Genomic DNA, 13,867 nt, shown 5'->3' on the forward strand with positions numbered 1-13,867 from the left:
CGGCGGGTGACCGGGGCGGCCAGGTGGAGTTTGGCCTGCCGCGGCGGGGACCCGGGCGGCCCGGGTCTCACGGGCGCGGTGCTACCCAGACGTAAGGGCCGCCGCCCCTCCACTCGATCAGCGGGGAGCGCGCCGCCTCGTACTCCGAGACCTCCAGCCCCGCCCGGCGCAGGAACTCCACCACGTCCGCCAGGCTGTGCGCGAGTCCCAGGATCTCCCCGTCCGCGCGCACCCGCCGGCCCCCTGTCGGGGACGGCGGGTAGACGATCACAGGCGGGTGTCCGGCCATGGCTTCAGCCTCCGCTGGAAGCCGGTCGAACGCATCCGGGACTACGGGCCCGGCTACCCGCTCTACAGCTCGAAGTGGTTGTCCTCAGTGTCGGTCAGTTCGACGCGCCGGGCACTGGGAACCATGCCGGCCTGCCCGGGAAAGAGTCGGAGCCGGCACGGCGCGGAGCGGCTGCGCTTCGTGGATGGCCATTGCGAGCTGTGCGGACCGTTGCGTGGTCAAGCGGCCCGTAGGGTGTCAGGCGGAGACGGCAGCGTGGAGCCAGTGCTGCGGTACGTCGTTCAGAGCGGTGAAGAAGTGGTGGGTCGCGGCGCGAAGGTCGTCAAGGGTGAGGGACCCGTCACCGTCGCGATCGAGGTGCGCGAATTCGTCCGTGGCGCCCGGGTCGATGACGTTCCCGCTCTTCAGGTACTGCGCGAACTCGTCCTTGCCGACCTTGCCATTCCCATCGGTGTCCATCCCTCGGAAGACCGTGTCAGCGAAGTCGTGGAGGTAGGGAGGCAGGGTGCCGACGGACCTTCCGGTGATCGCACGGTCCACGTGCGACAGCAGCTCGTCCCTGGTCATCCGGCCGTCCGTGTTGGAGTCGCCGGCCTTGAGGAACCCCGTGACCAGCACCTGCGCAGGGGAGGGGCCGTTGGCGGTGGGCCGCAGATCGTCCGGGCTGAGGACGCCGTCGCGGTTGGTGTCGAGGCGGTCGAACAATCGACTAACCCTCACCTTGTAGATGCTCATGGTTGTCGCCCTTCCGTCGTCAGCAGTGCTGCTGGTGGTTGACGAGGAAGCTAGCGCCAGCCCACCGGCCGCACCTGCGACTTCAGCACAATCACTCGAAGGTGTGCCGTACAGCCATGTGGGCAACGGGCAACGCTTGGGGTCCGTCGAGCGCGGGACGGGCGTCGTCCTGGCCTTGGCCGGCCGGGCCCGCTTTTACAGCTCGAACTGGATGTCCTCGATGTCGGTCAGCTCGACGTGGAGGTCGTGGGCGCGGCGGTCGTGGTCGCGGAAGTAGACCTCGCCCAGGGCTTCGGCGGCGAGGTGGCCGAGCCGGCTTTCGGTGGCGCCGGCGGCTTGGGCGTCGAGGAGGCGGGCGGCGTGCTGCGGGGGCAGGGCGAGGGTGAGGTGGCGTAGGCGGGCGTCGTCGGTGCTGCCCGGGGCGGCGGTGAACCCGAAGCGGGCGCGGATGTCGACCACCAGGCCCTCGGTGGTGGCGGCGGCCTTGCGCGCTCTGGCGCGGACCTGTGGTTGCCAGCGCTTGCGGACCTCCGCGGCCATGCGTGCGGCGAGGTCGGCCCGCGGCTTTTTGATCTAGTCGCGGACGTAGCGCTCGACGGTGCGCTGGGAGACGCCGAGGAGCTGGGCGACGGCTTTGGTGCTGCCCTTGTGTTGGCGGACCAGGTAGCGCATCTGCGCCGGCGCCGACTTGGGCATCGGGCGGGTGAACGCGGCTTCCAGGGCCCGGTTCAAGGCGGGGTCGATGGCCATCGGCCGGCTTCTCCTGAGGCCGGCGCGGGCGGGCCCGGCGGTCGAGCGGGTGCGGGGGCGGCCCCGGCCGTACTGCGGTCCCGTCACCCCGGGACCGGGGCCTATCCCGCACGCTCCATACCGGCACGGGCTGGCACGGAGCCTAGCCGCCCGGCGGGGCCCGCCGCCGATCTTCGGGGGGCGGGTGACCTCTGACAAACGATCTTGACCGTTTGCCAGGTGAGTTTGACCGCTCGGCGAGAACGATCATGTTCTGAGGGGTGTGGTAGTCATCGCCGGGCGGTGGGTTTGGCTGTGTGCTCGGGTGTCAGCGGGTTCCGCGGCCACCCCTGCCGCTGGCCCGGCTGCTGACGCCGGTGCCGAGGGGGCGCTCGTCGGTGGAGCGTTTGACCGTGATCTTACGGCCGTCCAGTTCGGAGTCGTTCAGTGCTGTGATCGCGGCTTCGAGGTCCGCCTCGGTGTCGAAGGTGACCATCCCGAACCCTCGACTGGCGCCGGTGGTCCCATCCGTCATGACGATTGCTTCGGTGGGGTTGTACTGCGCGAAGTGGTCCTTCAGGGTGCTGGAAGTGGTCAAATAGTGCAGCGCTCCCACGTATGCCTTGTTCATGGCAGTCGTCCCTTCGTCGGCCGGGTGCGGGGCGCCCCGCACCTCCGGACTCGGGGAACATCGGTACAGCGGTTATCGGTGAAATGATCTTGCTCAGGGTGTGAGGGCGCTGACCCTGTTCTCGTACTCGCGGCGGGCCTTGCGCTGGGCGCGGACCGCACCGGACCCGAGGCGTCATCAAACCCTGTGTCAGCCGTCACCAGATCTGATTGGACTAGGGCCGCTCTTCGGGATCACGCAGTGCGGCGTACGCCAACGTGTCCGACGGCTATGGAGATCGTTACTGGCTGCGTGAAACAGACATACGCCGCTACCTGCCTCGCCCTCCTCACAGTTGGCCTCACCGCCTCCCCGGCTGCTGCCGGCGGCGTCCTGCCGATCGCTTCGCCCGCGTTCGGTACCTCGTGCACCAACCATCACGGCACCCGCGCTGACGGAACCACCACCCACGGCACCGGAGCAGCCAACGGCAACCTTGCCGGACTACCAGCCGGAAGCCCGCTCAACCATTGCGGCGGCGCCGACCTGCTGGGGTCGAGCGGCCCCCTCAGCAATGTCCTAGGCCAAGGCAACTCAGCACTCGGCGTGCTCGTGCCCGCCAACTCAGGCATGCTCAGCGGCGCCCTGACCAACTCGATTCCCATTCGCGGAGGCCTCCTCTGACAGCGGTCAGGTTGGGTCAGGGCCCCTAGTCCGAGATGAGGTCCGCGCTGCGCGGCGGCTTGCCCGCGACGGCATCGCGGCCCCCAGCCTGTTCGTCGTGGGCCATGCCTGGTTCGTCACGGCGGCGCTCGCGGAGGCGGCAGGTGATCAGGAGGAAGCGCCCTTGCCACCCCGGCCTCAGCCGGCGGCATCGGAGGCTTCCTTTCAGCAACGATCACCAGTCCTGCGGGTCACTTTGTCCCGCCTTGCCCGGCCTGACCATGATCGTTCTCAGCGCTAATGGCTGTACCGCTGTTCCCCCAGGCCGTTATCGGCGGGTGGTCAGGTGGAGGCCTGTCCCATGATCCTGGCGAGCGCTTTTGGGTCACCACAGGACGCCCTGACGTAGTCGATGTTGAGGGGGATAGCGGACGGGAGGGCGGGGAGGGCGGGGAGGGCGGGGAGGGCGGAGGTGATCGGCTGTGCGGTGTAGCAGGCTTCGGGCAGGTCGGGCAGGTCGGCGCCGCCGCACTGGTTGAAGGGGCTGCCGATCGGGAGGCCGGCGAGGTTGCCGTTGACCGCTCCGGTGCCGTGGGTGGTGGCTCCTTCGGCGTGGGTGCCGTGGTGGTTGGCGCAGTTGGTGCCGAAGGCCGGGGACAGGAAGTCACCGACGCCTCCGGCAGAGGCCGGTGTAGCTGCGGTCAGTGAGGTTCCCGCTGCTGTGATGGAGAGGGTGAACGCGGCGAGTACCGTACGTGTGGTCATGTCCCAGCAACGACCACCGGGCCTGCGGGTCACCCGCCGACCCTTGCCCGGCTGGCCATGATCCTTCTCACCGATAACCGCTGGACCGATGTTCCCCAAGGCCGACCTCCTGGCCGTCCGACCGTAGGCGCCGGGTGGGGATTCACCTGTTGGTGGGTGAAGCGCGCTCGCGAAGAAGGACACCCGCCGATCACGTCGGCGACGACCCGTCGGGCACCTTGGCGCTCTCTCCCGCAAACGGTCCTTCCCGGGCGCTCGCCGAGCACGAGGAGCGCCCGGCGCACCCGAAGCCATCGCCCAGGCCCACGCCGACTTCCAGTCCGCCGAAGCCCCTCAGCACCCGGCCTTGATCAGTCTCAGCGCCAAGTGGCCTGTCCGTCTCCGGCACCCCGCAACCGAATGTCTGCCAGCGCGTTCATGGTCAGCTAGGTTGGCGATGGGCTTAACGCTATGAACCTGGAGGTTCACTAATCGTGACTGAGTCGACCGAAGAGCTTGACCCTGAAGTTCGTCAGCTCGCTTCCAAGGCCAGGGACCTGGCTCGGCATGGAGATGCCGACACGCTCGCCGCATATGTGGATGCTGGCGTGCCTGTAAACCTGACCAATGACCGAGGGGATTCGCTCGTCCTGCTGGCCGCCTATCACGGTCACCGCGAGGCCGTGGCCGCGCTTCTGGAGCGGAAGGCGGACCCGAATCAAACCAACGACCGAGGCCAGACCCCTCTGACCGCTGCGGTGTTCAAGGGTGAAACCGACATCGTTCGGACCCTGCTGGATCATGGCGCGGACCCCAAGGCGGGGACTCCGTCAGCCGTCGAGGTGGCAGGCACGTCCGGCCGGCAGGATCTGCTGGAGCTCTTCCGCGGGAAGTGAGAAGGTGCCGCGTCTAGGTGAGTCTGCGCGCAGTCACTGCGATGGCGCCTCATGTGCCGCGGTGAAGATCAGGGTGATCGGTCTGAGGGCCGCGCTCCAGCCGGTGATGTCGAGCAGCAGCCCGTCGAGCGGGCCGCCGGACCGGGGTGCCGGCCCGTCGCGCTGGAGCGCGGACGCGGTGGAGGACGTCGCCGCCGCCCTCGAGGTCCTGGCCGGTGCACTGGCCCAGCTCGATCCGGAGTGCGCGGAGATCCTCTCCGTGGTGCCGGTTGCGGCGGCCGCCGTCTTCGAGCGCGCCAAACAGGCCGGATCCGGGGCGAGCGGGGCTGGCGGTGGCAGGGCGACGGCCGGAACGGGCGCGGCGCTGCGCCAGGCACTCGCCGCTCACGGCCTGACCCGGAATCGCGTTCACCAGCTCGGGGCCGCGCTGGTCACCGTGACGCTGGACGCGCCCGAGGCGCAGGCCCTGGCCGTGCTCCTCAGCCGACGCGGCGCCCTCCCCCGGCAGGCGCAGCAGGGGGACGTGACGGCTGGGGGGCCGGGCCGGCGGAGACCGCAGCCGCCGCGCTCGCCGATGTTCTCCGTGTCCACGGCGCCGGCGTGTACGCACGGGTCCTGGCCTCCGGGCAGGTGAGCGCCGGCCTGACACCGCAGGCGGCCCAGGCGGTGGTCGCGGCCCTCACCGCCTGGCCCGGCGCCGCATCACGCGGCAAGCGGCGCGGGCTCGGATCCGGCTTCCAGGGCATCGCCGCCCGGTAGCCGGCACCGCAGCGCCGGCCCAGTTCCGGGCCCCTACCGCGGGCTGCGGGCGTTACCGGGGCCGTCGAGCAGCGCGATGCGGGCCGTGGGCGCGCTTTCCGTCGAGACAGCGGCCTGTCGACAGCTGGACGGCTGTTTCAGCACCTGCGTGACGGCAGGGCTGCCCGCACCTGCAGCGCAGGCCGTCGGAGCAGGTGGCGGCGCGGTCGAGCCGGCAACCGAGGTAGGAGGAGGCGTCAGCGCGGTGCGGGTTCGTAGGTCACGGCCTGGCCCGGGCAGGCGGCTGCGAGGCGGATGAGCTGGTCGCGTTCGGCCGGGTCGGCGGTCAGGCCCCAGCGGAGCTTGGTGGCGGTCCACTCGGCTGTGTAGCGGCAGTGGACCTGGGTGTCGAGAGGCAGCCAGGTGGCGGGGTCCTGGTCGGCCTTCTGCCGGTTTTGCTGGGCGGTGACGGCGACGAGGGAGGCTTCGGCGCCCAGGTCGTTGGCGTAGGCCTCGCGGCGCTTGGCGGTCCAGGAGTGGGCGCCGGAGTCGTGGGCTTCGGCGAGGGGCACCATGTGGTCGATGTCCAGGCCGGACGGGCCTTGGACTTCCTTGCCGTCGTAGTAGCTGAGCCAGGTGCCGCCGGTCAGGCGGCAGCCGGCGCCGACGGCCGGGGCGGTGACGGCTTCGTGGAGGAGGACCTCGGCGCGGGTGCTGCACCCGTCGGTGGGGTTGGCTCCGGTGTTCCAGTGCTTGTACAGGTCACGGTTGTAGCCCTCGCGGACCTCATCGGCCAGCGGCAGCTGCGCCACGGCGACCGTCAGGGGCAGGGTTTCGGCGGCGTGGGCCGGCTGGGTGAGGGTGAGAGGCAGGACGGTGAGCGCGGTGGCCATGGCGGCGCGCAGGAAGGTGGAGATCACGCACCGATGCATAGCGAGGTCCGGGCCTGCCGGGTGGCCGGTTGGTGGGGGGTTCACTCGGGTGGGCGGCAGGCTTCACCGCAGAACCGATACGCCGCACCCTGGGCCCCGGCGCGCTCACCTTGAGCCGGCAGCAGTACGGAGGGGTCGGGGGAACTGCGGCGTGTCCCTACGCGAACATAAATCGAACAGGTGTATGGTTCGGGGTATGGGCGCTTCCGACTTCCCCGACGATCTGCGAGCCGCGCAGACCCGCCTGCACCAAGCGACCTCCGAGCTGGCCGCCCTGTGCCGCGCGCTGCCCTGGAGCGTCGAGCCGATGCCCGGCTGGCCCGGCACCGCCCATCCCCACACCGGGGAGGTCACCGGTGGCCGGGACGCCAGCCCGGGGTGGACGGAAGAGCAGAAGCAGATGGTCAAGCGGCTGCGGATGGAGTGCACCAACCTGTCCGTCCGCATCGCCGCCCACCCCTACTGGGCCAGCGTCGAGGCCGAGAAGCGTGTAGCGGCCCGCACCGAGCTGAAGCAAGCCACCGCCCCGTCGGCCACGCCGGCACTGGACGTCACCCAAGCCGCATAGTCAGAACCACCTGACCGGGGCCCTGCAGGTGCGCTCCCCCACCCAACGACGGCGAGAAGCCCTGCGGGCGGGAAGCACTCGTCCAGGCGGCGCAGGGCCGCCGGGGGACCCGGGGGCCGGGCTGACGTCGTCACGGGAGATGGCCATCGACGAGCAGCACATCGCCGAGCCGGCCTTGGGGTCTGGAGATCGCCGACGAGGGCGACCTCCGCGCGGTGATGGCGGGCCTCCGTCGCCGTGCACCACTTCCGGCATCACCCCCGGGACAGCGCAGACCCGGCGAGGCCGGCTCAACGAACGCGCTGTCGAGGGAGTTGCGTCACCCGCTGCGAGAGGATTCACGCCCGCTCACGGGCGCCCGGCGCGGGGAAGCCGGAGCCGGGCCGACGGTCCAACGAGCGGCGTCCGACCGCGGCGACACGGGCCGGCCCACGGCGTGGAAGGGGACGCCGTGGCGGCCAGACCTGCCGCTCGCCGCGTACGAGCTCCCCGCACCAATGACGCCGGGCCTATCACGGCGTGATAGGCCCCCTGCTCTGGGCATCTGACCGGCCGGCTCACGCCAGCCTGCCACCCAACTTGTAACTCTCCTGGGTGAATCGAAGGAGTGCCGAGGGAGAAAGACGGCGGAGGACTCGTCTGTGGGGTGAGGACGCGCGGTGCGTCCCGCTGTACGAACAGATGGAGACCCACTTACATGACGCCGTTCTTGGAGTGGATCGGGTTCTTCCCGGCCGCCGTGAGCGCGGTGCACGCGCTGTACGCCCTGGCGCGGATGTGGCAGCGCAGGCCGTGGGCCCGCAGCGCAAGGCCGTCCCTTGGTCATGGGAGGCCGCTGGACGATGCTCACCGGTGCGGATGCGGGTGCGCAGCGGTCACGCCGGTCGACGCCACCACCGACCCGGTGGTTGAGGTGCGGGTCACCGTGAGCCTCCCGGGTGGGGCTGAGTCGCGTGCGGAGCAGCGTCCGTGGTGAGCGAGGAAGTGTCGGGCAAGCCCGTCGTGTTGAAGGCGGAGGTGGAGCAGCGGCTTCTGGAGTGCTACCCGCACTTCGTCGGTAGGGAGCCGCATGTGCTGCATGCGGCGTTCCCGCACCTTTCGCTTGCGGCCTGTCAGGACATCGTGCATGAGGCGTTCTTGCGCGTTGGTCGTAGCGCTCAGGAAGGGCGGCTGCCCCCGGTGAAGGACGTACGGGCGTATCTACGCACGACGATCCGCAACCTCGCCAGGGACCAGTTACGACGGGAGGGGCGTATCGCGCTGAACGCCGGGGAGGACTTCGACTCCATTCCTCACCAGCGTGACCCCGTCCGGGAGGAGCAGGACCTGCTGCGGGGGCTGGTGCGGCCCGCGATCGAGCAGATGCCTGCCAGCAAGCAGCGGCAGGTGGTGGACTTGCAGAGCCAGGGGTTCAACGACGTGCAGATTGCCGGCGAACTAGGCATAGCCCCTCACCGCCTGCACAACCTGCGCAATAAGGCTGTCACACACCTTAGGCACATTCTCGCCGAGCACATCAGAGCAGATCACCGGAAGAAGGGGACAAGGTGACGGATGTGAGCAGGTACGACGACCACCGGGACGAGGCGGACAGCCCCCAGCCGGTGGTCCCGGCCACGCTCGCGGAGCTGCTGAGCCAGCTCGCCGGCCCGCCGGACTTCTGGGACCGGCCCACGGCAGGCGGTCGGCCGAGCACGACCGCACAGGTGCGGGCTGCCCGCACCACGGACCATGCCAACTCGCTTTACCGCCTGGGCTCCAAGGCTCTGCTGCGCGGGGAGTTGCTGCAGGCGGCCGATTGGCTGGGGGCGGCTGCGGAGGCCGGGCATCCCGGTGCGCTGTTCCGTATGGCCGCCCTCACTGCTCGTATCGGTGTCGGCCGCTACGAGGAGGTGCGCTTCCTCGTAGCGGAGGCGGCCCGGCACGGCCATGGTGACGCGACCACGTTGCTCACCGCGACTACCGGCCGACCTCCCGGTGCGGTCGTCGACGAGTCCCGGGCAGAGGATCCACTGTTCGTCGACGAGGTGCGCGAAGCCCTCCGGCTTCCCACATCGATCAATGTGTCAGCACCCCTAACAGGTACGCCGTTCGCTGCAGTTCCTCCACCCCGGCACGCCCCGGAGCCCACTCCCCCGAGCGACAGTCACCGGCCGCCCGCAACCCGCGACAAGCACGCAGCCGCCACCGACGACCGTGTCGACGCAGCCAGCAGGGCACCGGGCAGCGAAGTCGACTGCACACTGTGGGTACCGCACCGCACCGCCCTGTGGGCTCCCCCGGCCGCACCTTCCCGTGCTCCTCAGCACACCCCGCTGGAGTGGGAGTCAGCCTTGCGCGTCCTGGACGTCCTGGCATTGGTCGATGGCACGGATTGCTCCATCACCACCGCAGACGCCAGCCGCGCCGCCGGCGTAACGGCCCCCGCAGCCGCCGAGCTGCTGTGCTGGCTCAGCCAGAACCTGCTCACCACCACGATGCCCGACGGCACCCACACCGCCGGACCGCTCCTGCAGGCGGGCAGGCGGGGCGAGGACGTACTGCAGCAGGTTCTGGACCGGTTGCGGCAGGACACCGGTGCCGCCGTCTACGCCAGCGCCTACGCCGACGGAGAGATCACCATCACCCACTCCGCGCACGGGCCCGACACCCCGAAGGTCGCCGAACACGTTCCGTTCCGGGAGTGCGCCCACGCCAGCGCGGTCGGCCAGAGCATCCTCTCCCAGCTGTCCTCCGAAGAGCGCCGGGACCATCTCTCCCGTTGGCGCCCCTTCCCCCTCACCGCCAGGACCATCACCGACCTACGCGCCCTGTTCGACAAGGTCGACAGGCACGGTCCCACCGGCTCACACTTCGACGTCTTGGAGTACTCGGAAACCGCAGTGTGTGCAGCTGTTTCCCTCCCCCTGCCCGGGTTGGCCCGATGCGTCGCCCTGTCCCTGCCCCTCGCCCAGCGGCATCGCCTCACCACGGCAGCCCGCACCCTCAGCGATCGCTCAGTTGGACTACTCCTCGCCGTCCTCACTGCCTCGCTTCCCCATGAGCGAACAGGCTCCCCGCCCCCCGCCGCGCCTCTCAGCACTCCGCCTGCCTCGGAAGGCGTCCCCCTCCCGCCCGATGCAGCACCGAGGAAGCCGCTTCCACCGCCCCCCTTACACCGACACCTTACTGATACGAGAAGGTGCCTTTTCGTCACCCGCCGCTGACTTCGCGCCCTGTCGGCGGGCCTAGGCAGCCGCACTCCGGCCGCGCAGTGAGCGGGGCTGGGGGGCAACAGGAGGGCGGTCCGCCGCCGTGCGTCTGCTTCACAATCCAGGGGCACGACGCACGGGCACGGACCGTCTCTCCGGACGAGGGCTGCGGTCGAGTTGGCTGGGGACGTGCATGGCAGCCGAACAGTGCTCGTTCCTTCGCGGCCGGCGCGGCGGCGACAGCCCTCGGCCAGGGTGCGCTCTCCCCCGGCCGTCCGCCCCGTGCCTGCGCGGTCCTACGAGGTCTGCGGTTCCGTCTCCAGCAGGTCGGCGACTTGACGCAGCACGGTAGCCAGCTCGGCTCGGTCGGTGGGACGCAGTCCATGTCCCATGTAGGCCGCCACCTCCTCCACACCGCTCGTGATCTGGAAGTAGCGCTGGATGAAGAAGCTGCGCTGCACTGCGTCAAGCCGTGTGAACGCGCTCTCCATGAGCGCGGCCCCATCGGCCCATGGCACTCCCCCGGCTACGTCACCCAGCCGAAGCTCAGTGCGCTGCTCCGGAAGGGCTTCTTGCGGCGCCCCTCCGGCCGCAGCGGAGGGGTTATCACGCCGTGATAGGTCAGCTGGTGCCTGGCTTGGGGAGCCTCCCTGGGAGCCAGCCTCGTGCTCCTTCGGGTTATCACGCCGTGAAAGGTCGCCCGCCGTCTGCGCGTGGGACCGGTCACTGGACCCCGGCTCGTACCGCTCCCTGCTATCACGGCGTGATAGGTCACCCGGCACTTCTGCGTGGCCCCCGCCGCTGGAGTTCGACTCGACTCGGTCCGGGTTATCACGCCGTGATAGGTCGCCCGACGGGCTCGGGGTTCTGGCGGCTGCGGCACGTTCGTCGGCCTTGCGTCGCTGTTCTTCCGCGGACAGCTTGGAAAGGTTGCGGACCTGCTCGATCGTGCGTCGGCCGGCGACCAGGTCAGCTTGGAGTTCCGGGGCAAGTTCGAGGACCGAGAGCTTGGAGGAGATGGTCGACTGCCCGATGCCGAGGCGCTTGGCGGCCTTGTTCTGCGAGCCGTAGAACTTCACGAGCTTCTGCAGGGCGTAGGCCTGCTCGAGGGGGTTCATGTCGTCACGGTGGACGTTGGCGACGAACGCTGCTTCGAGGAGGGACTCGTCGGTGGAGACGAGGGCGTTGTCGACGCTGACGCGGATGGTGCGAGCGCCGGCCAGACGCGCGGCCTCGAGTCGGCGGTGGCCGTCAATGACGATGTAGCGCGTGCCGTCGTCGAGGTCCGCTGCCCGGTCGGGTCGTTCGGCGAGGTAGGCCTCGCGGGTGGCGACGGTGATGGCGGTGATGAGGCCGATCTCGCGGATGCTGTCGGCCAGGCCTTCGAGGTTCCGCAGTTCCTCGCGGGGGTTGTCGGGGTTCTGGCTGATCGCGTCGAGGGGCAACTCGGTGGGGTCGGGGACGCCGGCCGTGGGCGCCACTGCGACGGCGCCGATGGCGGCGCGGCGGGCGCTGATGGGGCGTGCCTGGGCGAAGGAGGATCCCGCGCCCAGGTTCTTGATCTTGTTTTTGCTCACTTGCTGATCTCCCGTGCGAGGGCGCGGAGGGCGACGGACTGCTCGCAACGAGGGGCGTAGGCGAGGAGGGGGAGCTTGGCGCGTACGGCTTCCTTCTGTTCCTTGCGGTCTCCGATGACGCCGACGACGCGTGGGTCCTTTATGTCCATCCAGGACTGGAGGGAGGAGGTGGCGATGAAGCCTCGGCGGGCGTCGTAGTGGTTGACCACGAGGCCGAGGTAGTCGATGTCGAGGGCGAGGTCGTTGCGCATGTCCTCGATCTGGGAGGTGAGCAGGCCGTAGGCGTCGGCGCTGCTGTCCTCGGCTTGGACGACGATGAGGACGCCGGAGTTGCCCGAGACCTCGTCGGGGCGGCGGCGGCCGTAGTAGGAGGCGGCGTCCATGCTCAAGCCGAGGCTGGGCGGGCAGTCGATGAGGATGACGTCGTAGTCGCTTTCGACGGCGGACAGCGCTCGTTCGAGGGCGGCTTCGCGGGCGCGGACGGAGGCGAGGCGGACGTCGAGGAGGAAGGCGTCGGTGCAGGCGGGCAGGAGGTGCAGGCGCCCCCCGAATCGGGTGTCGTCGATCGGGACGATGAGGTCGCGCAAGTCGCCCTTGGCGTCGCCGGCCATGTGGTTGGTAAGGGAGTCCCCGTCCATCGGGAGGGGTTCCTGGCCGAGTTGCTTGGTGAGGTGGCCCTGGGGGTCGAAGTCGACGAGCAGTACGCGCTGTCCGAGGCCGGGGAGGTCCTCCAGGGCGAGCGGGTCGTGGCCGTTGTCAGGCTGCTCCTGCATCATGGCCGCGAAGTGCTTGGAGACTCGCACCGGCACGAGGACGCCTGGGTCTTCCGCGAGTGCCTCGCCCGCGCCGGCGGTGATCGCCGTCTTGCCGACGCCGCCCTTCTGGTTGCAGACGACGATGCGTCGAACGATCGCCGGGCGCTTCACCGCAGGCGCCGGGTGGTTGTCGAGCCAGACCTGCACGGACTGGGCCAGGCCCTGAATCATGGACACGCCGCGGTCCTTGCAGTCGGCCCGGAAGCCTTCCCAGAGCTCTTCGGGCAGGAACGTGGCGAAGGACTCGGCGCCGGAGGTGTCGATGGGGGAGAGGTTGGATCCCAGTCCGCGCCAGGCCGTGATGCCGGCCTCGACCGCGTCCTGCATGTCGATGCGGTGCTGAACGGCGCGGATCTTCAGTTCTTGGCGGAGCCAGGAAGGCAGCTTGGAGACGACCTTCTCCCGGTCGCCTCTGGTGTCAGGAGACGTCATAGCCCGTCACTGTACTAACGCTGAGGCCGATTTACTCTCTCGACGCGTTAGCTATCTTGAATCGCGTGCCTGCGGACGGGACAAATTCCGCAGACGTGCGGGTAACGACCTTGTCCGCGTCAGGACACGGTCGAGGCCTATCACGCCGTGATAGGTCCGCAGCGGGTGCCGCACAGTCCGGCGGTTCCGTCAGCGGGCTGCCTTGGTGGGCTATCACGCCGTGATAGCCCACCGCCCCGAGCCACGCGAGGCGACGGCACCGCAGCATGGCGCTGAGGTCGGCGCCTCCGACCCGGGCCGGTGGCGGACGTCCGTCGGACGGCCCTGTCCTCTGGAGGCCTCCAGTCAGCGAAGCCTCGACCTGGCCCTCCACACCGATCGAGCGAAGACCCTGGAGAGTCGCGCCAACCACCGACGGTTCGACCAACCCGCTCCTGCCTGCGTCACAGACCAGCATGATGGTGCGGGGACTTGCGAGGAGAGGAGAACCCCGATGGGGCAGTCGAGTGTGGTGTGCTGCCAGGAGCTGGAACCGGAGGTGGACTTCTACGACGAGCGCAGGGCACACGCACACCGCGGTGATGCGAGCAGAGGTGTGGGATGGCGAGCCCCCTGTCGACGCGAGCGAGCCGTGGGAAGTGAGCGGCAACGCCGAACTGCGTTGCCGGACGGGGCCGCTGCAGGTGTGGAGTGTCTCCTGTGGGCCGATCGCGGAGGAGGTCCAGCTCGGAGCACCGGATCGTGAGTGGCACGTGCGGGTCTACTGCGCGGGGCGGCAGGAAGTCGTTCGTGTCGTCGAGGACGAGGGGATCGCTGAGGGCGTGGAGCGCTATCTCGTCCAGTTCTGGCCCCGCCATGAGTGAAAGGCCGCGGGGGAGCGGTCCACCCCGCGCCCCCGCAACCGGTCCCGCTAGATGATGGTGACGTAGAAGCCGTCGTCCTTGCCGT

At 69.7% G+C, this 13,867-nt stretch carries 15 protein-coding genes and 1 pseudogene; 8 read left to right on the forward strand and 8 right to left on the reverse strand.

Annotation, left to right across the window (positions count from 1 at the left end; genetic code table 11):
- Positions 1–67: 67 nt before the first annotated feature.
- The 4 genes and pseudogenes from LPA54_RS16505 to LPA54_RS16520 form a co-directional block, all read right to left on the reverse strand.
- Positions 68–289: a hypothetical protein gene (locus tag LPA54_RS16505; protein ID WP_228978354.1), complete on the reverse strand. Its 222-nt coding sequence runs from the start codon at positions 287–289 to the stop codon at positions 68–70.
- Between the two features lie 237 nt (positions 290–526).
- On the reverse strand, positions 527–1,150 hold the full coding sequence (locus tag LPA54_RS16510) for an EF-hand domain-containing protein (RefSeq protein WP_267487228.1): 624 nt from the start codon (positions 1,148–1,150) through the stop codon (positions 527–529).
- 69 nt (positions 1,151–1,219) lie between these two features.
- Positions 1,220–1,774, reverse strand: a pseudogene (locus LPA54_RS16515) (XRE family transcriptional regulator).
- A 307-nt stretch (positions 1,775–2,081) separates the two neighbouring features.
- On the reverse strand, positions 2,082–2,384 hold the full coding sequence (locus LPA54_RS16520; protein WP_228978358.1) for an RNA-binding protein: 303 nt from the start codon (positions 2,382–2,384) through the stop codon (positions 2,082–2,084).
- 270 nt (positions 2,385–2,654) lie between these two features.
- On the opposite strand from LPA54_RS16520, the gene LPA54_RS16525 reads away from it, so the two are divergent.
- Positions 2,655–3,047: a hypothetical protein gene (locus LPA54_RS16525; protein WP_228978361.1), complete on the forward strand. Its 393-nt coding sequence runs from the start codon at positions 2,655–2,657 to the stop codon at positions 3,045–3,047.
- A gap of 321 nt (positions 3,048–3,368) precedes the next feature.
- On the opposite strand, the gene LPA54_RS16530 is transcribed toward LPA54_RS16525, so the two are convergent.
- Positions 3,369–3,791, reverse strand: a complete 423-nt coding sequence (locus tag LPA54_RS16530; RefSeq protein WP_228978363.1) for a chaplin family protein — start codon at positions 3,789–3,791, stop codon at positions 3,369–3,371.
- A 473-nt stretch (positions 3,792–4,264) separates the two neighbouring features.
- Between LPA54_RS16530 and LPA54_RS16535 the strand changes: the two genes are divergently transcribed.
- The 3 genes from LPA54_RS16535 (at position 4,265) to LPA54_RS42320 (ending at position 5,425) form a co-directional block, all read left to right on the forward strand.
- Positions 4,265–4,666: an ankyrin repeat domain-containing protein gene (locus LPA54_RS16535; RefSeq protein ID WP_228978365.1), complete on the forward strand. Its 402-nt coding sequence runs from the start codon at positions 4,265–4,267 to the stop codon at positions 4,664–4,666.
- A gap of 61 nt (positions 4,667–4,727) precedes the next feature.
- Entirely contained in the window at positions 4,728–5,300 is a 573-nt protein-coding gene (locus tag LPA54_RS16540) for a hypothetical protein (RefSeq protein ID WP_228978367.1), read from the forward strand.
- A complete protein-coding gene (locus LPA54_RS42320; RefSeq protein WP_267487229.1) occupies positions 5,297–5,425 on the forward strand; it encodes a hypothetical protein in 129 nt (42 codons plus the stop codon). The genes LPA54_RS16540 and LPA54_RS42320 overlap by 4 nt, the downstream gene beginning before the upstream one ends.
- A gap of 236 nt (positions 5,426–5,661) precedes the next feature.
- Here LPA54_RS42320 and LPA54_RS16545 read toward each other — a convergent pair whose 3' ends face one another.
- A complete protein-coding gene (locus tag LPA54_RS16545; protein ID WP_228978368.1) occupies positions 5,662–6,324 on the reverse strand; it encodes an HNH endonuclease family protein in 663 nt (220 codons plus the stop codon).
- 208 nt (positions 6,325–6,532) lie between these two features.
- Here LPA54_RS16545 and LPA54_RS16550 point away from each other — a divergent pair, with 208 nt between their 5' ends.
- From LPA54_RS16550 to LPA54_RS42875, 3 genes are all read left to right on the forward strand, one after another.
- Positions 6,533–6,904 carry a hypothetical protein gene (locus LPA54_RS16550; RefSeq protein ID WP_228978370.1) on the forward strand — a complete coding sequence of 124 codons (372 nt, stop codon included), beginning with the start codon at positions 6,533–6,535 and terminating at the stop codon, positions 6,902–6,904.
- Positions 6,905–7,876: 972 nt separating this feature from the next.
- Positions 7,877–8,455, forward strand: a complete 579-nt coding sequence (locus tag LPA54_RS16555) for an RNA polymerase sigma factor (RefSeq protein ID WP_228978374.1) — start codon at positions 7,877–7,879, stop codon at positions 8,453–8,455.
- A 5-nt stretch (positions 8,456–8,460) separates the two neighbouring features.
- A complete protein-coding gene (locus tag LPA54_RS42875) occupies positions 8,461–10,110 on the forward strand; it encodes an IclR family transcriptional regulator C-terminal domain-containing protein (RefSeq protein WP_228978393.1) in 1,650 nt (549 codons plus the stop codon).
- A gap of 281 nt (positions 10,111–10,391) precedes the next feature.
- Here LPA54_RS42875 and LPA54_RS16565 read toward each other — a convergent pair whose 3' ends face one another.
- On the reverse strand, positions 10,392–11,672 hold the full coding sequence (locus tag LPA54_RS16565; protein ID WP_308112863.1) for a ParB/RepB/Spo0J family partition protein: 1,281 nt from the start codon (positions 11,670–11,672) through the stop codon (positions 10,392–10,394).
- Positions 11,669–12,919, reverse strand: coding sequence for a ParA family protein (locus LPA54_RS16570; RefSeq protein ID WP_228978394.1), 1,251 nt, complete (start codon positions 12,917–12,919; stop codon positions 11,669–11,671). Before LPA54_RS16570 ends, LPA54_RS16565 begins: the two co-directional genes overlap by 4 nt.
- Before the next feature lie 581 nt (positions 12,920–13,500).
- On the opposite strand from LPA54_RS16570, the gene LPA54_RS16575 reads away from it, so the two are divergent.
- Positions 13,501–13,782: a hypothetical protein gene (locus tag LPA54_RS16575; RefSeq protein ID WP_228978395.1), complete on the forward strand. Its 282-nt coding sequence runs from the start codon at positions 13,501–13,503 to the stop codon at positions 13,780–13,782.
- Positions 13,783–13,867 lie beyond the last annotated feature (85 nt).

It is taken from the genome of Streptomyces sp. DH12, from assembly GCF_020873895.1.
Classification (GTDB): Bacteria; Actinomycetota; Actinomycetes; order Streptomycetales; family Streptomycetaceae; genus Streptomyces.